Annotated in this window: 19 protein-coding genes; 1 reads left to right on the top strand and 18 read right to left on the bottom strand. The window is 40.2% G+C overall.

The annotated features are described in order from the left end of the window. The first annotated feature begins 16 nt into the window (after positions 1–16). A complete protein-coding gene (gene lexA / locus DBT50_RS05110) occupies positions 17–628 on the top strand; it encodes a transcriptional repressor LexA (protein WP_013669601.1) in 612 nt (203 codons plus the stop codon). An 84-nt stretch (positions 629–712) separates the two neighbouring features. On the opposite strand, the gene DBT50_RS05115 is transcribed toward lexA, so the two are convergent. The 18 genes from DBT50_RS05115 to DBT50_RS05200 form a co-directional block, all read right to left on the bottom strand. Then, positions 713–1228, bottom strand: coding sequence for an adenine phosphoribosyltransferase (locus tag DBT50_RS05115; protein ID WP_102722965.1), 516 nt, complete (start codon positions 1226–1228; stop codon positions 713–715). Beyond that, positions 1225–3543: a single-stranded-DNA-specific exonuclease RecJ gene (gene recJ / locus DBT50_RS05120; RefSeq protein ID WP_102722964.1), complete on the bottom strand. Its 2319-nt coding sequence runs from the start codon at positions 3541–3543 to the stop codon at positions 1225–1227. Before recJ ends, DBT50_RS05115 begins: the two co-directional genes overlap by 4 nt. 39 nt (positions 3544–3582) lie before the next feature. Next, on the bottom strand, positions 3583–4398 hold the full coding sequence (locus DBT50_RS05125; protein ID WP_102722963.1) for an SDR family NAD(P)-dependent oxidoreductase: 816 nt from the start codon (positions 4396–4398) through the stop codon (positions 3583–3585). Further along, the gene (rnz, locus tag DBT50_RS05130; RefSeq protein WP_070560115.1) at positions 4385–5308 is read right to left on the bottom strand and encodes a ribonuclease Z; all 924 of its coding nucleotides are present in this window, start codon (positions 5306–5308) and stop codon (positions 4385–4387) included. Before rnz ends, DBT50_RS05125 begins: the two co-directional genes overlap by 14 nt. A 10-nt stretch (positions 5309–5318) precedes the next feature. After that, positions 5319–6653: a GTPase ObgE gene (obgE, locus tag DBT50_RS05135; RefSeq protein WP_102722962.1), complete on the bottom strand. Its 1335-nt coding sequence runs from the start codon at positions 6651–6653 to the stop codon at positions 5319–5321. 30 nt (positions 6654–6683) lie between these two features. Further along, a complete protein-coding gene (gene glyS, locus DBT50_RS05140; protein ID WP_102722961.1) occupies positions 6684–8777 on the bottom strand; it encodes a glycine--tRNA ligase subunit beta in 2094 nt (697 codons plus the stop codon). Then, the gene (gene glyQ / locus DBT50_RS05145; protein WP_060778291.1) at positions 8770–9696 is read right to left on the bottom strand and encodes a glycine--tRNA ligase subunit alpha; all 927 of its coding nucleotides are present in this window, start codon (positions 9694–9696) and stop codon (positions 8770–8772) included. The genes glyS and glyQ overlap by 8 nt, the downstream gene beginning before the upstream one ends. Positions 9697–10000: 304 nt before the next feature. Next, positions 10001–10768: a DNA repair protein RecO gene (recO, locus tag DBT50_RS05150; RefSeq protein ID WP_102722960.1), complete on the bottom strand. Its 768-nt coding sequence runs from the start codon at positions 10766–10768 to the stop codon at positions 10001–10003. 33 nt (positions 10769–10801) lie between these two features. Then, on the bottom strand, positions 10802–11713 hold the full coding sequence (gene era, locus DBT50_RS05155) for a GTPase Era (protein WP_102722959.1): 912 nt from the start codon (positions 11711–11713) through the stop codon (positions 10802–10804). A gap of 18 nt (positions 11714–11731) precedes the next feature. Next, positions 11732–12157: a diacylglycerol kinase family protein gene (locus DBT50_RS05160; RefSeq protein ID WP_070560105.1), complete on the bottom strand. Its 426-nt coding sequence runs from the start codon at positions 12155–12157 to the stop codon at positions 11732–11734. After that, entirely contained in the window at positions 12132–12608 is a 477-nt protein-coding gene (ybeY, locus tag DBT50_RS05165) for an rRNA maturation RNase YbeY (RefSeq protein WP_064292488.1), read from the bottom strand. The genes DBT50_RS05160 and ybeY overlap by 26 nt, the downstream gene beginning before the upstream one ends. A 2-nt stretch (positions 12609–12610) precedes the next feature. Then, positions 12611–13600, bottom strand: a complete 990-nt coding sequence (locus DBT50_RS05170) for a PhoH family protein (protein WP_141745219.1) — start codon at positions 13598–13600, stop codon at positions 12611–12613. A gap of 155 nt (positions 13601–13755) precedes the next feature. Continuing rightward, the gene (locus DBT50_RS05175; RefSeq protein WP_064292489.1) at positions 13756–14199 is read right to left on the bottom strand and encodes a GatB/YqeY domain-containing protein; all 444 of its coding nucleotides are present in this window, start codon (positions 14197–14199) and stop codon (positions 13756–13758) included. A 36-nt stretch (positions 14200–14235) separates the two neighbouring features. After that, positions 14236–14409, bottom strand: coding sequence for a 30S ribosomal protein S21 (gene rpsU, locus DBT50_RS05180; protein ID WP_060778297.1), 174 nt, complete (start codon positions 14407–14409; stop codon positions 14236–14238). A gap of 157 nt (positions 14410–14566) precedes the next feature. Further along, positions 14567–15499: a nucleoside hydrolase gene (locus DBT50_RS05185; protein WP_102722958.1), complete on the bottom strand. Its 933-nt coding sequence runs from the start codon at positions 15497–15499 to the stop codon at positions 14567–14569. Positions 15500–15517: 18 nt separating this feature from the next. After that, a complete protein-coding gene (locus DBT50_RS05190) occupies positions 15518–16474 on the bottom strand; it encodes an ABC transporter permease (protein WP_111853231.1) in 957 nt (318 codons plus the stop codon). A 3-nt stretch (positions 16475–16477) separates the two neighbouring features. Further along, positions 16478–17545 (bottom strand): ABC transporter permease, encoded by a 1068-nt coding sequence (locus tag DBT50_RS05195; protein ID WP_224785451.1) that lies wholly within the window; start codon positions 17543–17545, stop codon positions 16478–16480. Further along, positions 17538–19085, bottom strand: a complete 1548-nt coding sequence (locus tag DBT50_RS05200; protein ID WP_102722956.1) for an ABC transporter ATP-binding protein — start codon at positions 19083–19085, stop codon at positions 17538–17540. The genes DBT50_RS05195 and DBT50_RS05200 overlap by 8 nt, the downstream gene beginning before the upstream one ends.

Raw genomic sequence — 19085 nt, forward strand, 5'->3', positions numbered from 1 at the left:
GTTTCGGTGAAACAATATGAAAGAAAGACCCCTACAAGTCTTACAATGCATTTATGATAGTGTAAAAAATCAGGGCTATCCCCCTACAGTTAGAGAAATATGTGACCAAGTAGGGTTAGCATCTACCTCAACTGTTCACGGCCATCTTAATCGCTTGGAAGCAGGTGGTTATTTATTCAAAGATTCTACCAAACCCAGAGCCTTGGAAATTACCCATAAAGGTTTAAAGATGTTAGGCGTGGACCAACCCGGTATTCCTATTATCGGTACGGTTACTGCTGGACAGCCTATCGATGCCTATGAAGACGTTGACGGCTATTTCCCCACCCCACCAAGTCTTAATAGTCAAGATGGCGAATATTTCATGTTGCAAATTCGCGGAGAAAGTATGATCGAAACCGGTATCCTTGATGGTGACTATGTCATTGTTCGCCAACAAAGTTCGGCATCTAATGGTGATATTGTTATTGCTATGACAGATGATGACGAAGCTACCTGTAAACGTTTCTTCAAAGAAAATGGTCACTTCCGCCTCCAACCTGAGAATGCCAGTTTAGAGCCAATAATTCTTGATGACGTCACCATATTAGGTAAAGTCGTTAGCCTTTACCGTGAACATACTTTTTAAAGTAAAAACCGCTCTTTAAGTCATTTACACTGACTTAAAGAGCGGTTTTATTTGGATTATAAGTTTTATAGTATCTTGATACCATTATTCATAATTAATGAGGGACAGAATATCTAAATCATTGATTAGTTGACGACCTTTAAGGTTTTCTAATTCAATAATAAAGGCAGCGCCAACGACTTCCCCACCAAGTTCTTCAACTAATTTTTTAGTGCCACGAATGGTCCCACCAGTGGCCAAGAGATCATCAACAATGAGGACTTTTTGCCCAGGTTGAATAGCATCTTTATGAATTTCAATAGTATTACTTCCATATTCTAAATCATATTCAATGCTGACTTTTTCACGAGGTAATTTATTCTTTTTGCGGGCAGGAACAAACCCCTTGTTTAAAGCATAAGCTACTGGACAGCCAACGATAAAGCCCCTAGCCTCTGGACCTATGATCACATCTGCTGATTTTTCACGAGCAAAATCTGCAATTTTATCAACTGCATATTGAAAAGCTTGAGGGTTCTGGAGTAAAGGCGTAATATCTCTAAATATAATGCCTTCCTCAGGGAAATTAGGTATATCCTTAATGTAGTCTTTTAAGTTCATAAATTATCCTCCTGGAAAAAATACCGAGTTAAATTTTCAATGGTTTCATTTAAAAGAAAGTTTTCTTTTTCAATTTGCTTTGCCCAATTTTTTAGGCTGGTTGACTCTTTTAAATCGATCTTATTCTGACCTGGTCGAATACGATAAATCTGACCATTTTGTTCTAAAAGCTCTGCTTCAACTAAAACTTTTAACAATAAGTTAAGAAGAGGAAGCGGTAGCTTTAAATACCTAGCCAAGTCTGCCTTTTTTTCGGTCAAATCAAGTTCTTTATAGAAAATGAAATAACGATAAAGCAGAGCAAATTGATCGCGATTGGGCATACCAATTTTTCTTGCTGATATCGGACTATATGAAAATAGATAAATTGTTTCTATATTCTCATTATGAACGAAGTCTCTTAGCTTTTGCAAATTTTTTGGTAGTTCAAAAATAACTAACTGGCTATAATGTTCCCTGCTCTGCTTCAAGTCTTCTTCCCCTATTAAACAAGCTTGACTAGGAATCTGCTCCTTATATTGAGCGATTAAGGACTTGCTTTCAAAATAATAATAACTTTGGGGAAGGGAAAAAATAAGGTCAGGATTTTTTTCTCTTCGCCAGTCAACGATTATTTCTTGGTCGCTAGCCATATCGAGTAAAATAGCTTGTGGCCGACTTTTTCCCTGCCAGGTATTAATGGATGCTTCGACAACCAGATCAACACTTTGACCAGCCTGTAAATAATTAGCCAAATTTCCCTTCTGAAAACCGATAACTTCTAGCTGTTGATTTTCCTTAGTCAAAGAAAATTTTAAGGTGTTCTTATCTTTTCCTAATTGCTGAGGCGCAGAGATCGATTCATTTTCAATTAAAAATATAGGTTTGGGATTAGCTGTACCAAATGGTTTTAAGCGATTAAGCTCCTGAATATTTTCTAAGGTCAATTGATCGGCAGTAATCTTGGCGTCAATTGTTAAAGGAATCTTCCCTTGTAATTGCTCTTTGAAAGGCTCAACTGCCTGATAGATTGCCGCTTTCCAAGCTTCAAATTGGTCTTCAGCAATGGTCATACCAGCTGCCATGGCATGTCCCCCACTCTTAGGGGCATATTCCTTTGCAGCTTGGAGAAGCTTGAAGAGGTTGATTCCTGCAACTGAACGACCTGACCCCTTATATTCTGCCTTTTCAGCATTAAAATTTAAAATGATACTAGGCCGCTGATAGCGCTCTACCAGTCGACTAGCCACAATACCTAGAACCCCCTCATGCCAATTGGAATGAGATAAAATGATAATTTCTGGTAATTCTTCCCACTCTTCGACTATCTGAATCGCTTGCTGACTAACCTGGTCAACAATTGCTCGTCGTTTTTGATTGGTCGTTTCAATGGTATTTACTAATTCCTGACAATAATCTGGGTCGAAACTCGTGAGTAGTTCAACTCCTGGTTTAGCCGAAGCTAAGCGACCTAAGGCATTAAATCGTGGAGCTATGTTAAAGGCAATAGTTTCTTCATCGATATGGTTTAGATCAATGTTTTGACTTTTCATTAAAGTCATTAGACCGATTCTTTCACTATGAGCCATAATCTTTAAGCCTTGCTGAACAATGCTGCGATTTTCATCCTCTAAACGGACCAGATCAGCGATTGTTCCAATAGCACAGACATCCAAATATTCAACTGGTAAGCCACCAGTCATCGCTTGGGCTAACTTAAAGGCTACTCCAGCTCCACATAGATCATCAAAGGGATAATTCCCCTCAGGGTGTCTGGGATGAACAATAGCATAGGCATCAGGTAAAGTGTTTCCAATTTCATGGTGGTCAGTGATAATGACATTAACGCCAGCATCTTCGGCATATTTCACTGCCTCATGACCGGCAACACCATTATCACAGGTTAGAATTAATTGGACCCCTTGCTTAATGTAGTAGGCATACACTTCCTTATTGGGGCCATAGCCATCCACAAAGCGGTCTGGTAAGTAATACGTTACGTTAGCCCCTATAGATTCTAAAAGTTCATAAAGAATCGTGGTTGCTGTAATTCCATCGGCATCATAGTCGCCATAGATTAATATAAGCTCATTATTTCTAACAGCTTCTTCTAAACGATCAATGGCCTTTTGCATATCATGGAGTAGAAAGGGATCATGAAAATGAGGCTTTTCACTCAAAAAATCATTAATTTCCTGAGAGTTTTGTTTCCCTCTCTGAAAAAGTAAATCGACAAGGAATGGCGACAATTGAGTTTCCTTAATCACTTGCTCTTTTTCTAAATCCAATTGATCAAAACTTGGCCTTAATTGCCACTCATAATTTGCCTTTAGCATAGCTAACCCCTTTCTTTAGCATCTTGATGTCTCTTGCCCTTAACGTGATTTTATCCGAGCCATGGTCCAATGGATCAAACGGTAGCCTAAGGGAATCGAAAGCGACAAGATCTTGTTTAAGTAGGCATAGTAATTAGGGACAACAACTTCCATCTTGTTCCTTTTTATCCCCTGGCAAATCGCGTGGGCAACTTCTTCTGCTTCAACCGTGAAGGTATCAACTGCCTGAATAAATTGTCCACTCGGATCTGCCAGGTCAAAAAAGGCGGTCTTTACTGGACCGGGTAATACAGTCATTACCTGGATAGGCGTTGACCATAACTCTTGTCTTAATCCATTTGCAAAGGCTAATAAACCAGCCTTACTTGCTGCATAGCTAGCATTGCCAGCGGTTTGAATACGCGCGGCAATTGATGCCAATATCACCAAATAGGTCTTACTTAAGTCTTGGTCTAGCATGGCAATGGCGACGCGTTGACAAAGATAGATAGCGCTTATCAAATTGGTATTGATCTGTTCCAAAGTGTGTGCATCACTTTGTTGAATCACCCGTTCAAAATAGCCTAAACCAGCACTATGAACAACAATCCTTATGGAATAATGCTCAAAGGCATAGCGGACCAACTTGTCAATTGACTCTAGATCATTTAAGTCAGCTGGAAAAATATCTACCGCTTTTGCACCAGCCTCTATGCATAGCTGCTTACTTTCTTCCAAGCGTTCCTGGTGCCTAGCGGTTAGTAAGAGTGAGTAGCCTGCCTTAGCCAAAGCAATTGCAGTAGCGCGACCAATCCCACTAGAAGCTCCAGTAAGCAAGGCCCACTGCCCTTGCTTAGCCTTATTACTTAATGGCATAGCTATCAAAATCCTTCACTACTTGGCTAGCAGGGAATATTTTTTCGGCACCTTTTTGCAATTCTTTAGCCATTGCCCCCACATAGCGAGCCGAAATATGGGTCAGGTAGAGCTGTTTAGCCCCGGCTTTTTTGGCCACCATGGCGGCCTGGCTAGCAGTGGAATGGTAATAATCATGGGCCATTTTTTCTTCACCAGCTTCAAAAGTCGCTTCATGAACCAAAACATCAGCATTTTGGGCTAAATCAATCCCAGCCTGGCAATAGCGGGTATCCCCATAGATGCTGACAATTTTTCCGCGCTTATCGGGTCCAAGGAAGTCTTTTCCTTGGAGTTCCCTACCATCTTCCAATTGAATGGTTAAACCAGCCTTTAATTGGCCTAAGAGCGGACCATTTGGTACCCCTGCTTCCCGGGCCTTATCAATTAATAATTCACCTGCTGAATCGGCTTCCTCTACCCTAAAACCATAACTAGGAACAATATGGTCTAAAGTCGCATATTTAACCGTAAATTGCTGGTCTTTAAAGGCAATCCCAGATTGGTCTAATTCCTGGTAATAAATTGGATAGGTTAGGCGGGTTTTAGATATCCCTAAAGAGGTTTGAACGTATTTTTTCACACCTTTGGGGCCATAAATGGTTAAGGGAACATTTTCACCGCCTTGGAAGCTACGGCTACTTAAGAAGCCTGGTAACCCATACATGTGGTCACCATGGACATGGGAGATAAATATTTTAGTTACTTTTCTGGGTTTCAAAGTTGTTTTAAGAAATTGTTGTTGACTGCCTTCCCCACAATCAAACATCCACATTTCATTGCGTTCGTCTAATAGTTTTAACAGGGTACAAGACACATTACGGGCCTTGCTGGGTACTCCTGCACCAGTACCTAAAAAAGTTAACTCCATAAATATTCACCTAATCTAAAAATTCAAATTCATAGTCTAACAAGCGCACAATATCGCCTGATTTGGCTCCCTTTTCTCGCAAAGCTTCGTCGACACCTTGTTTTTTCAAGCGACGAGCAAAGCGCATAGCACTTTCATCATATTCTAAGTTGGCCATCTTGAAATCTTTTTCTATGCGTCTACCGGAAAGGATAAAGGTACCGTCACTATCCCGGTTAATATAGAAGTAAGGTTCCTCTTCTTCAATTTGATAGTTGACGTTTTCCTTTTGATCTTCTGCTGCCTTTTCTGCCTCTTGAGCCTCTCTTCGTTCGGTTTCTTCATCGATCAATACAGCCGTATGGTCCATCAATTCGTTAATCCCCGCATGGGTGAAGGCAGAAATAGGATAAATTTCAGGGACGTTTAAGTCAGGATAATTGTCTGAAAAGTAAGTGCTTAACTCCTCTTTAAATTCTTCTAAATATAAAACCGCCTCGGGAATGTCCATCTTATTTGCAACGATAATCGTCGGTCTAGCAATCAAGTTCTCATCATAATTACTGAGTTCCTTATTGATTTTGACATAATCCTCGAAAGGATCCCGGTTTTCATAAGCTCCCATATCAACCACATGTAAGATAACTTTTGTGCGTTCAATATGACGTAAAAATTGCATACCTAGGCCAATGCCCTCTGAGGCTCCTTCAATTAAACCGGGGAGGTCAGCTAAGACAAATTCCTCATGGTTTCTTGTCGTTACCACACCTAAATTAGGATTAATAGTAGTGAAATGATAGTCCCCTACCTTAGGCTTCGCTGCACTGACCACAGATAGCAAGGTCGACTTCCCGACTGATGGAAAACCGACTAAACCCGCATCGGCTAAAAGTTTTAATTCTAGCTGTAAGGTTCTTTCTTGGCCAGGTTCCCCATTTTCAGCGATTTCTGGGGCAGGATTATTATGAGTGGCGAATTTGATATTACCACGTCCGCCACGACCTCCCTTAGCAACTATGAGCTCCTGACCGTCATCCACTAAATCGCCAATCAAGTCACCAGTATCAAAGTCGCGAACTGTTGTTCCAGGAGGCACCGGGACGACTAAGTCATTTGCCCCACGTCCATAACGGCCCTTGGTCATTCCATTTTCTCCTGGCTTGGCCTTAAAGTGACGATTGTAGCGGAAATCAATCAGGGTTCTTAAGCCTTCATCCACCTTGAAAATGACATCACCGCCACGACCACCATCACCACCAGCGGGGCCTCCATCAGGGCGGTATTTTTCACGGAGAAAGGCAACTAAACCATCGCCTCCCTTGCCGGCTTGAACCCATATTTTGGCATAATCATAAAATGTTGACATGGTCCCCCTCCTTTCAAATTTTTTATATTATTACTTAGCTTGTAAGGCTTGAACATTATAATGCTTAGTGATTGCTTGGTCAATTAGAGTTAGCAGTGCTAAGCGGTTGTTGCGGATATCTTGGTTATCCGTAAAGACCATGTTATCTTCGAAGAATTGAGTAATTAGCGGTGTTAAAGCAGTGATTTCCTCATAAGCTTCTTCTACCCCTTCGTCCAATCTTAAATTCGAAACTGCTTGGTAGAGATCCCCTTCCGAATCATTTTCAAATAAATCTTCATTAACGAGGGGAAGTTCAACCTCTTCTTGGCTAACTTTAAGGATAATATTATTGATCCGTTGCCATGCTTCGACATTATCTTTATAGTCCTCGTCTTCTTTGTGAGCATTTAATAATTCAGCAGATTGGATAATGGTTAATACATCGATATATTTAGCTTCTCTAGCGGCTTGAGAAATATCAAAGCGAATTCCCTTGTCAGCCAGGTTATTCTTAAGCCGGTCAGATAAGAATTGGATAATGGCCTGACTCAATTCGACTTGCTTATCTTGGTCAAAGTCATAAACCTGGTCAAAGATATCTTTCAAGGCTTGATGCCATTCTAAAGGTAAGTGTTCAGCTTCTAAAATCGCTAAAATCCCAATCATTTGCCGTCTTAAAGCAAAGGGGTCGTTGGAACCAGAAGGAATTTTTCCAATAGCAAAGAAAGAAATAATTGATTCTAATTTATCACTAATGGCAAAGAGCAGGCCTAGCGGGCTTTGGGGAAGCTCACTCGCGTTACCACTTGGTAAATAGTGTTCACGGATTGCTGTGGCTACTTGGGGGTCTTCTCCCGCTTTTTTAGCATAAATTTCCCCGATAATTCCTTGCAATTCACTAAATTCATCTACAATTTGAGTTACCAGATCAAATTTATAGATAGAAGCGGTACGGTCGATTTCTTGAGTAAAGTCAGTGGCTAATTGACCGGCAAAGACTTCATGCATGGCCCAGTTTTCATAGAGATAGTGAGCAATTTTTCCGGTTCTTTCCATTTTTTGTTTCATAGAACCGATCTCCGCATGGAAAGTCACATCAGTTAGCTTTTGAGCGAAATCATCAATAGCATGCTTTTGGTCTTCTTTTACAAAGAACATGGCATCTTCTAAACGAGCCACTAGCACCTTTTCGTTCCCATTTTTAACGGTTTCGATATGGTCATGGTTACCATTTCTTAAAGCAATGAAATGAGGCAATAACTTACCTTCTTGGTCTTCCACCGCAAAATAGCGTTGGTGTTCCCGCATACTTGTAATCAAGACAGGGGCTGGAAGAGATAAGTATTTTTCATCAAAATCTCCTACAAAAGCCGTTGGATATTCAACAATTTGGGTCACTTCTTCGAGTAGATCTTGATCAAGTGGAACCTGATAATTGTTTTCTTTGGCAAGGGCTTCAATTTGTTCCTTAATCATTTCTTTTCTCTTATCTTGATCAACAATGACAGCTGCTTTTTCCAGGCTTTCTTCATAAAGACTAGCATGACTGATTTCAACACTTTCATTATGGAGAAAACGATGACCGCGAGATAGATTGCCAGCTTCAACCGCTAAGACATTAAAAGGAATAACCTCTTTATCTAATAGGGATACAATCCAGTGAACCGGACGGATGTAGCGGAATTCGTGAGAATCCCAATGCATAGAGACCGGGAAAGTCATGTCACTGACACAAGTTTTTATTTCTGGCAATACCTCTTCAACATTGAGTCCTTCAGAACGTACGGTAACGTAGGCATAGTCTTCACCTTTTAATTCTTTAAAATAGATATCATCAACAGTGAGCCCCTTGCCACGCGCAAAACCCATAGCCGCCTTGGTCCAGTTCCCAGCTTCATCTTGGGCAATTCTTTTGGCCGGACCCTTAGCTTCTTCTTCAAAGGTACTTTGGCGGTCAGCCAATTCTTTTACTAAAACCGCAAAACGTCTCGGGGTAGCAAAAGTTTCAATCGAACCATAGCTTAAACGATTTTCATCAAGAAAGTTTTCGACCCGTTCTTGAAATTGCTCACTGATGCTACGAACATATTGGGCTGGCATTTCTTCTAAGCCAATTTCAATTAAATAGCTGTGATTATTCATGCTTACCGTCCTCCTTCAAATAGCTTTGGGCTTCTTCGCGCGATAATAAAGGGAAACCTAATTCTTTACGTTTTTCGACCATTAGACGTGCTACCCGTCTTGCCATGTGGCGAACCCTAGCCAAGTAGGCCGCACGGTCGGTCACTGACACAACGCCCCGAGCATCCAACAAATTAAAGGTATGTGAACATTTGAGGATATAGTCGTAGGCTGGGTGAACTAGGCCGTTATCGATTTGTTGATTGGCCTCTCTTTCATAGGCGTCAAAATTATTAAATAACATCTGTGTATCCGCTTTTTCAAAGGAATAAGTCGAATGTTCAAATTCAGGTTGTTTAAAGATTTCTCCGTATTTCACGCCCCGAGACCATTCCAAATCATAGACGGAATCTACTCCTTGAAGGTAGGAAGCAAGTCTTTCAATCCCATAAGTGAGCTCAGAAGTGGTCGGATAACAATCTAAACCACCCACTTGTTGGAAATAAGTAAATTGAGTGATTTCCATTCCATCTAACCAAACTTCCCAACCTAAACCAGCACAACCCATGGATGGGTTTTCCCAGTTATCTTCAACAAAACGAATATCATGCTTCAATGGATCGATCCCTAAGCTCTTGAGACTTTCGATATAGAGTTCCTGAATATTATCAGGATTTGGCTTCATGACCACTTGGTATTGATGATGTTGGTAAAGACGGTTAGGGTTTTGACCGTAACGGCCATCGTCGGGACGCCGTGAAGGTTCTACGTAACATGCATTCCAAGGTTCTGGTCCAATAGCTCTTAAGAAAGTATATGGACTCATGGTCCCTGCACCTTTTTCGGTATCATAGGCATTTAACACTAAACATCCTTGATTAGACCAGAATTGATGCAAGGCAAGAATCATTTCCTGAACGGTTTTGGCAGTAGTTGTCATCTGACTTCCTCACTCTCATTTTTATTTCAAATCTGAAATTGACAATAGACTAATTGCTGGTTTTTTGCTAGCAAAGAAAAACCCTATGTATACAAAAAGGTATACATAGGGACGATGGTTTCGCGGTTCCACCCTACTTCTAGCTCAGGCTAGCTCTTTTTTATTAATGCTCTAGTACGCCCTTCCAAGTGTTATCCGGCCTTTTCTCACTATCAAGGCTCACTTTGCAGATAGAAGACTTGTACTCCTTACTAGTTATCACATTAGTATATTATCATACTTATGATACTTCACGACTTCTAAGCTAGTCAAGCGGATTGGAAAAATTCGCCAATTTATCGATAAAGCTTTTGCTTTTCAGGTGCAAGCCCACATATTCATCATATAAATCATCGATTGCTCGGCGAATCATGGCTTGACTTTGGCTATTTAACTGAATGCTTTGTAATTTGGAAAAGTTGATTTGACTGAACAGTTTGATGAAATGTGCCGCCCGGGCCGGCCAATGGAGCCTTCTGGGATCCCTATCGAAATGCTCTTGACACAATAAGCCATCATAAGCGATGGAAAAATCAAAAATCCCCTGGTCCTCTTGGCAGATTTGACAAGCATGTAGTTGGGGCATGACCCCAAATTTAGCCAAGAGCTGAACTTCTAAAATATTAGAAATGATGGCAGGATTAAAGCCTGTTTCAATCTTATCTAAGGCCTGTTCAAGTTGAGTAAAGAGTACCTGGTCGACTTCTCTATCCGGCATAGAGGCGTCCACTAAATGGCAGAGATAGCTGGCATAAGCCATCGCTTCTAAATCACTCATGGTATGCTTGGGAAAAGTCATCGATTTGACTTCTTTAAGAAAGGAAAAACCCCGGTCATTGATCGTACCAATATATTCCGCCCTAACAAAGGCAAAGCTAGGTTGCTTTAACACATTGTTAGGTTTATGAATATTACGAACAAAAAACATGCGCTTGCCATAGGGTTGAGTAAAAATCTTAACCAGCAAATCTTTTTCCTTATAGGGCCTTTGATAGAGAACAATCCCCGGAAAAGTAGCTTGATTGATGGTCATATTCTCACTCTTTCTAGCGACTCCTAAAGTTTATTAGTAATCAGTTTTTGGGCGGTAGCCAAAATCATTGAGCAAATTACGTTTATCACGCCAATGGGGTTGGACTTTTACCCACAATTCCAGAAAGGCCTTAGAACCGAGCAAGGTCTCTATCTCACGACGGGCATTGGATCCAATTTTCTTAATCATTGAACCATTTTTTCCGATAATGATGCCCTTTTGGCTCTTTCGCTCAACAATAATATTGGCATAAACATGGACTTTGTTATACTCATCTTTTTGCATTTTGTCTACGGTTACCGCTACCGAATGGGGAATTTCTTCTCGGGTTAATTGCAAAATTTGTTCCCGAATCATTTCACTGACAACAAAATATTCAGGGTGGTCAGTGACTTGATCCTCAGGGTAATATTGCGGACCAAGTGGCATTTCCTTGGTTAACTCCTTGAGCAATTGGTCCACATTATCCCCTGTTAAAGCAGATAAGGGAATAATTTGATCAAAGATATCCTTATTTGGGATACTTTCTAAATAAGCCGCCAAGTCTTCCTTGTCTAATTGGTCGGTTTTATTCACTGCTAAGATCTTGGGCGTATCGTAAGCAGCAATTTTTTCCATAATGAAACGGTCACCTGGGCCAATTTTTTCAGTGGAATTGACAAGCATTAAAATGACTTCAACCTCATCCAATGCAGAATAGGCACTTTTAACCATGTATTCCCCTAATTCATGCTTAGGTTTGTGAATTCCTGGGGTATCGATAAAGACAATTTGGACCTCATCGGTGGTATAAATGGCATGGATTTTGTTGCGGGTAGTCTGGGCCTTGTCACTCATAATGGCTACTTTTTGACCAATAATATGGTTAAGTAGGGTCGATTTCCCCACATTGGGACGTCCTACAATGGCTACAAAGCCTGAATGATAATTATTTTGATTGAACACAAGTAGTCCTTTCTAAATTTAAAAGAGAAGTGCTAATAGATAAGGCGTGAAAATAATTATACCAATCACTACCGAAAAAATAGATGTGAGCAAGACTAAACCAGCAGCCACATCCTTAATATGTTTTGCAATCGGATGATATTGGTAGTTGGTGGTTAAATCGACCATCCATTCAAAACAAGTATTAATCATTTCACAAGCCATAACCATAAGACAACAAAAAAGCAAAATGATAAATTCTAAGCGCTTAATTTTGAGCAAGAGTGCTAAACAAACCACTAAAAACAGTGAGGCGGTTTGGAATCGAAAATTACGTTCATGTTTAAAGGTGAATACGATTCCTTCACTAGCAAAGCCGAGTGACCGAATAAAAGACCGGTTTTTGAAGCGCTTATTCTTATAGTCTTCCTTGAGCTCTTTATTCTCTTTTGAGTCCATAGGCATCCAAAATCTCTCTTTGTAGGCCAAACATTACTTTTTCATCTTCTGGCTCGATATGGTCATAACCGTTCAAATGCAAAAAACCATGACAAGCTAGAAAACCTAGCTCCCGTTCTAATGAATGATTATATTCCTCTGCCTGACGTTTAGCCGTGTCTAAAGAAATAATCAAATCTCCTAATTCATAAGGCAAATCTTCTGGCCACTCAGCAATAGGACTATCGCCTTCGCTTTCATCGTTGATGGCAAAACTAATCACGTCTGTTGGCCGGTCTTTCCCCCGGTAATCCCGGTTAATGGCGTGGATTTCATCATCGTGGACAATAGTCGCGGACATTTCCGTTTCTCGATTCAGCTCAAGTCGTTTTGCTGCTGCATCTAAGACCCCTAATATAATATTAACTTGATTTTCGCTTAGTTCTCCTGTTTTATCCTTGAATAAGACAGATAACATGCCTATTCACCTCCATGTTTCCTTTGTTCAGCTTCTTTATCATAGGCTTTAATAATTGCTGAAACCACTGGATGTCTGACGACATCATCGGTATCAAAATAGACAAAACGGATGTTATCAACACCCTTGATAATGTTTTCGGCATCAGTAAGTCCTGACTTTATTCCTCTAGGGAGATCGATTTGAGTTTTATCGCCGTTGACAATCATTTTTGACCCGAAACCTAAACGAGTCAAGAACATTTTCATTTGCGCCTTAGTCGTGTTTTGTGCTTCGTCTAAAATCACAAAAGCATCGTCTAAGGTCCTACCGCGCATATAAGCTAAGGGAGCAATTTCAATGACCCCTCGCTCCAACAATCGTTCAGTATGGTCAGCACCATAGATAGTATATAGGGCATCATAGATAGGTCTAAGGTAAGGATCAACTTTTTCTTTTAAATCCCCTGGTAGGAAACCCAAACTCTCACCAGCTTCAACTGCAGGACGGGTGAGTATAATACGTTTAACCTGGCCCTTTTTTAAGGCAGAAACGGCCATAACTACTGCTAAAAAGGTTTTCCCCGTTCCGGCAGGTCCGATACCAAATGTTAGTGGGTTAGCCTTAATAGCATCAATATATTGTTTTTGCCCAAAAGTTTTAGGTTGGATAATCTTGCCATCATAGCTTTTTCCAATTGCCTGGTCATATAAGTCGATAAAAGTATCGAGTTGACCATTATTAGCCATTTTGATGGCTGTAATAATGTCACGTTCTCCAATCGTTTTGCCCTTATTGATCAATACTTCAAGAGATTGAATAATTTCTGCTACTGTTTCAATCGTATCACTAGCGCCAATGAGTTCTAATTTATCACCACGAGCATTGATTTGTAAAGTATAGGATTCTTCGATCAAACGCAAATGCCGGTCATGGATTCCATATAAAGTTAGAGCTATCGCTGGATCCTTTAATTGAATGGTCTTAGTAGTCAGTGACTGTGTCAAAAGCAATCTGCCCCCTTTTAATTGATAAGATTAGTATAGCAAAAGGCGTTTAAAAAATCGAATAATGAAACAGAACTTCTGCCTTTCATTCAGTAGAAGAATTACAGAGGCCTTGCCCATATAAAAAGGAGTTGGATCAACGCTCCAACTCCCCTATACTTCTATGATAGCAAGGATTTTGCTACTTTTTGAATTTGATTACCATCCGCTTGACCTTTCAGTTTAGCTACGGCTGTGCCCATAACTTTTCCGAAGTCTTTCATTGAACTGGCACCTACTTGATCAATAACTTCCTTAACTGCTTGGGTAATTTCTTCTTCAGAAAGTTGTTTTGGTAGGTAGTTTTCAACGATTTCTATTTCTTTAGCGGTTTGGTCAGCTAAGTCATCTCTTCCAGCTTCATGAAATTCATTCACAGAATCTTTTCTTTGTTTCAATTCTCTAGATAAGATGCTTAGTTCTTCATCATCCGTTAACGCTTCTTCTTTGTCAATTTCGGCTTTTTGTAAAGCGCCCTTTAACATGCGAATAACGGATAAACGGAATTTATCTTTAGCTTTCATGGCTTCTTTCATATCTTGATTTAATTGATCAATTTTTGCCATGAGGCGCCTCCAATCTGTCCTTTAGGTTATGCACGATTAGAATTTACGTTTACGAGCAGCTTCCGATTTTTTCTTACGGCGAACTGATGGTTTTTCATAATATTCACGTTTGCGTGCTTCACGTAAGGTGCCGGATTTTGAAACCGAGCGTTTAAAGCGACGAAGAGCGTCATCAATAGATTCGTTTTTACGAACTACAGTCTTTGACATGGTATATACCTCCCCTCGTTTCATCCTTACCATTTCCTCCACTTTAGGAAATGTACAAAGTTGATTATAACGAATAATCGAAAGTCAGTCAATCTTAACTTTAATTAAAGTAAGGGTCAAAAGCTAAGTTATTGGCATAAAGTATAAATTTTTTTAATTATTGCCAAGCTAAATTAAAAATTGTTTGGAAAAATTCCGCATGTTTGACATCATAAACCACATCGACTAAACGACCATTTTCGTCCTCATAGGTCTGCCCTTGATTAATCCCCTTGGTGGCGACCTTGGCCTTTAAGGCATGCTTCTTTGTCAATGAAGGATCAATATAGGAAATGGCTGTCAACACATCCCAAAGATAATAAGTCGAATTTGAGACTTGGTGAACTAATGGGGGCACTAAGGCATAGCAGTTACCTAGAAAATCAATCCCTAAATTTTTCCGTTCTTTAGCCCAAGCCTGACGTATCGGTATTGTTAGAGGAACCTTTTCGGTACTTTCTAAGGCAACGATATCAATAGGGAATGCTTCTTGAAATACCCGTTCGACTGCCTCTGGATCCCAAAAAGCATTCCATTCAGCTGAACCATCATGCTCAGGTTCGAGGACATTACCCTTTGCTTGAAAGGCGCCGCCCATCCAATATAATTTATTAATTTTAGTAGCAATACTTGAATCAGTATCTAGTGCTAGCGCTAAGTCAGACAAAGGACCTGTAAAGACAAGATCAATAGCTTGGTCAGCGGATTTAAGAATATCAACCAGTTGCAAGTGGGCCGCTTGATCAACTATTAATTTTTGACTGATTTCATATTCATTTAAAACGGGTAAGGCATCTACAGTAAAGGCATGTTCACGCCATTCCTTAGGAAAAGGATTCTTAGGTCGAGCCACTGAGGGAGCGATTTTGATTGCTTTACCTGGCGCAAAACGGTTCAAGATCTTCTCAGATGCAGATAAAGCCGGTTCTAAATAGCAATCACCTGGAACCACACCCACACCCTGGATTTCAATATCTTTAGCCTGACTTAATAAAAATAATGCTACTAAATCATCAACTGCACCGTCGTGATTAAAATATATTTGTCGCATTAATATCCTCCTTTTCATTTATTTACTCTTTACATAGGTTACTCCATTGGCTTTAGGGCCAACCGATTTACCTATAAAGAAAACCACTGTCACTAAGGTAATTAAATAAGGTAATATTTGCAACCAAAGATCTGGAATTCCTGATAGCCCAGGAATATAGTTACTTGCATAGCCTAGAGCTTGGGCAAGTCCAAAAAATACCGCTGAGAGAGTCGCACCAATCGGGTGCCAATGTCCAAAAATCATGGCTGCTAAAGCCATATAACCTTGACCAGAAATAGTCGTCACAGCAAACTCATTAGCAATCGCCTGAGACTGGATGGCGCCACCGATGCCTCCCAGAAAACCTGAAATCAAAACTCCAGCATACTTCATCGCGTAAACATTTATCCCTAAGCTTTCAGCGGTTAGAGGAGACTCCCCTACTGAACGTAAACGTAAACCGAAGCGAGTCTTAAATAAAACTAGCCAAGCGATAAGCGCGAGGAAAAAACTAAACCAGGCAACTGGAGGAGTATTTACAAAAAGAATCGGTCCGATTAGGGGAATTTTACTGAGAAATGTAAGGGTTCGATTAATAAAAGGAACAGCCAAAGGTCCGGTTTGTGCTGAACCTGTAAGTGCACGGCATAGAAAGACAGTTAAGGCTGGAGCAGCCAGATTTAACACCGTTCCTGATATGGTGTGGTCAGCGCGCAAATGAATAGTCGCTACTGCATGGAGAGCAGAATAAATCAGGCCAAATAATCCGGCGATGATTAAGGAAATCCACGGGGACCAAGAGCCAAATTGAGGGGCTAGGAAGAAATTCGATAAGGCACCAGAAAAAGCACCAATGACCATAATCCCCTCTAAACCAATGTTCACTACACCGGATCTCTCAGAAAAAGTACCGCCAATGGCTGTCAAGATTAAAGGGGCTGCGTATAACAAAGCATTAGAAACTAATAATTGTAGCATATCAATTAGTGACATTTTTTACTCCTTTCCCTTGACTTGTTTAATGGCTTGCAACTTATTTTTTGCCCAATCAACAATGTAGGCTGTCCCGACAAAAAAGATTATACATGCGATGACCACTTGGGCCATTTCATCAGGAACCCCTGCACTATTGGGCATAAAACGCGATCCCACATTTAGAATACCAAAGAGTAAAGCTGATAGGAAAATGCCTAGTGGATGATTCATTCCTAACAAAGCAACAGCAATACCATTAAACCCTTCACTAGGAAGTGTTCCTTGAATCGTTATCCCTTGAAAAGTCCCTAAGCCAGTAATCACACCACCAACACCTGCACATAGGCCAGATAAAGTCATGGTTAAGATAATATTTTCTTTAATTGACATTCCAGCGTAACGACTAGCTTCCGGATTTAGGCCAATCGACCGGGTTTCAAACCCTTTTATAGTTTTATTTATATATAAGTGGTATAAAGCCATAAAAATAAAGGCAATAAATATTCCTAGATTTAACCGTGAGCCATTACTTAATTCACTGAGCCATTTTAAAGATAAACTAGCATTTTCAGTCATTTCCGGTGTTTTCAATTGGCTTCCCAAAGGGCCTCGGATAATCCAGTTGGTAAGATACAGGGCAATATAATTCAGCATAATGGTGGTAATCACTTCATTACTGCCACGCCAAGCTTTGAAAGCGCCTACTAAACATCCCCAAAAACCTCCAGCAAAAGCTCCTACTAGAAAGCATAGTGGGACTAGGGCTATTCGCGGTAAATCGGGGTTGGCTAGGGCAAACCAAACGGAAGCAATCCAACCTAATAAGTACTGACCTGGAATACCAATGTTAAAAAAATTAGCCTTAGCAGCTAGAGCAAATGATAAACCAGTAAAAGTTAAAACGGTCGCTTCACGAAAGGCCTCTCCTAAGAAATAAGGACCAGTGATCACTTTCCCGATCATCGCTTGGTAAGCAAGGATCGGATTGTAACCGAAGAATAGCATAATTAAAGCCCCAACAAAAAATCCTAGAACAATCGATAACAAGGAAATAATTAAGGCATAGGACATCTTTTTACTATTATTCACCGTTCTCACCTACTTTTTCTAATGTGTCAATTGATTCTCCAGCCATCAATAAACCTAATTCGGTTTCGTTGGTCTCCTGGCTATCCACAATACCAGTAATTTGTCCCTGATGAATAACAGCAATACGATCAGATAAAGACATCAACTCATCCAATTCTTGGCTGACTAAGAGAATAGCCTTCCCTTTACCTCTCTCTTCCAATAATCTTTCATGAACCTCTTCAACCGCGCCAATATCTAATCCTCGAGTAGGCTGAGCAGCAATCAAGACTTTGGGGTGGTTTTCAAGTTCACGGGCAATAACAATTTTCTGTTGGTTTCCTCCAGATAACTGACTAGCCTTTGCCGAAATATTAGGAATAGCAATATGGTACTTATTGACTAGGTCTTTAGCATTATTTTCAATCACATCAGAGCGCATTAACAAATTTTTACTAAAGGGTTTTTGATAGTAATTACGTAAAATAAAGTTATCAGAAATAGGCATTGCTAAGATTAAGCCGCGTTTATGGCGATCTTCAGGAATATGTCCCATCCCCTTTTCAGCGATCTGGCGAGTATTATCATGGGTAATTTCTTCTCCATCTAAATAAATATGTCCCAGAGTCGCTTCACTTAATCCGGTTAAAACATCGATCAATTCACTTTGACCATTACCATCAATACCAGCGATTCCCAGTATTTCGCCCGCAAACAAGTTTAAATTGACCCCTCTTAGGATCGGTTGATGACGTTTTTCCAGGACTAGATCTTTTATCTTTAGGACTTCATTACCTAGCTGGGAAGCTTCTTTATTTACATGGATTTGCACCTTACGACCTACCATCATATCGGCGAGTTCTTGTTCACTGACCTCGTCCACATCAACGGTGGCAATTTTTTTACCACGACGAATAATGGTGCAACGGTCTGCAGCAGCCTTGATTTCACTTAACTTATGAGAAATAAGAATAATTGCTTTTCCTTTAGCCGCTAAATGACGTAAAGTTTTTATCAATTCAGTGATCTCTTGCGGGGTTAAGACACCAGTCGGTTCATCTAATATCAGAATATCAACATCCCGGTAGAGTAATTTTAATATTTCAACTCTTTGTTGCATACCTACAGAGATGTCTTTAATTTTCGCTCTTGGGTCAACTTTTAAATCATACTTCTCACTGAGTTCACTGACAACTTTTTCACTATCCTCTTTCTTTAAAAAGCCATGCTGGGTGATTTCAGCACCCAGCATAATATTTTCAGTCACAGTAAAATCATCAATAAGCATGAAGTGTTGGTGAACCATGCCGATCCCCTTTTCATAGGCAATTGCTGGTGAGCTAACCGTCACCTGTTCTTGGTTGATAAGAATCTCGCCACTAGTTGGGGTCAATAAACCTGTCAAAATATTCATCAAGGTTGATTTTCCTGCCCCATTTTCGCCCAATAAAGCATGAATTTCACCTTGCTTAACATTAAAGGAAATATGATCATTTGCAGTAAAATCGCCAAATTTTTTACTGATATCTTTAATTTCTAATGCTAAATTCTGTTTTGACAC

This window comes from Aerococcus tenax, from assembly GCF_003286645.3.
GTDB classification, from domain to species: domain Bacteria; phylum Bacillota; class Bacilli; order Lactobacillales; family Aerococcaceae; genus Aerococcus; species Aerococcus tenax.

What these genes read in the sequence shown, in the direction of transcription:
- ybeY (WP_064292488.1), bottom strand. Translation starts at nt 12,608, where the DNA reads ATGTTATCTGTCTTATTCAAGGATAAAACAGGAGAACTAAGCGAAAAT.
- rnz (WP_070560115.1), bottom strand. Translation starts at nt 5,308, where the DNA reads ATGGAGTTAACTTTTTTAGGTACTGGTGCAGGAGTACCCAGCAAGGCC.
- DBT50_RS05115 (WP_102722965.1), bottom strand. Translation starts at nt 1,228, where the DNA reads ATGAACTTAAAAGACTACATTAAGGATATACCTAATTTCCCTGAGGAA.
- recO (WP_102722960.1), bottom strand. Translation starts at nt 10,768, where the DNA reads ATGACCATCAATCAAGCTACTTTTCCGGGGATTGTTCTCTATCAAAGG.
- lexA (WP_013669601.1), top strand. Translation starts at nt 17, where the DNA reads ATGAAAGAAAGACCCCTACAAGTCTTACAATGCATTTATGATAGTGTA.
- DBT50_RS05190 (WP_111853231.1), bottom strand. Translation starts at nt 16,474, where the DNA reads ATGTCACTAATTGATATGCTACAATTATTAGTTTCTAATGCTTTGTTA.
- DBT50_RS05175 (WP_064292489.1), bottom strand. Translation starts at nt 14,199, where the DNA reads ATGGCAAAAATTGATCAATTAAATCAAGATATGAAAGAAGCCATGAAA.
- glyS (WP_102722961.1), bottom strand. Translation starts at nt 8,777, where the DNA reads ATGAATAATCACAGCTATTTAATTGAAATTGGCTTAGAAGAAATGCCA.
- recJ (WP_102722964.1), bottom strand. Translation starts at nt 3,543, where the DNA reads ATGCTAAAGGCAAATTATGAGTGGCAATTAAGGCCAAGTTTTGATCAA.
- obgE (WP_102722962.1), bottom strand. Translation starts at nt 6,653, where the DNA reads ATGTCAACATTTTATGATTATGCCAAAATATGGGTTCAAGCCGGCAAG.
- DBT50_RS05160 (WP_070560105.1), bottom strand. Translation starts at nt 12,157, where the DNA reads ATGCCTATGGACTCAAAAGAGAATAAAGAGCTCAAGGAAGACTATAAG.
- glyQ (WP_060778291.1), bottom strand. Translation starts at nt 9,696, where the DNA reads ATGACAACTACTGCCAAAACCGTTCAGGAAATGATTCTTGCCTTGCAT.
- rpsU (WP_060778297.1), bottom strand. Translation starts at nt 14,409, where the DNA reads ATGTCAAAGACTGTAGTTCGTAAAAACGAATCTATTGATGACGCTCTT.
- DBT50_RS05185 (WP_102722958.1), bottom strand. Translation starts at nt 15,499, where the DNA reads ATGCGACAAATATATTTTAATCACGACGGTGCAGTTGATGATTTAGTA.
- DBT50_RS05125 (WP_102722963.1), bottom strand. Translation starts at nt 4,398, where the DNA reads ATGCCATTAAGTAATAAGGCTAAGCAAGGGCAGTGGGCCTTGCTTACT.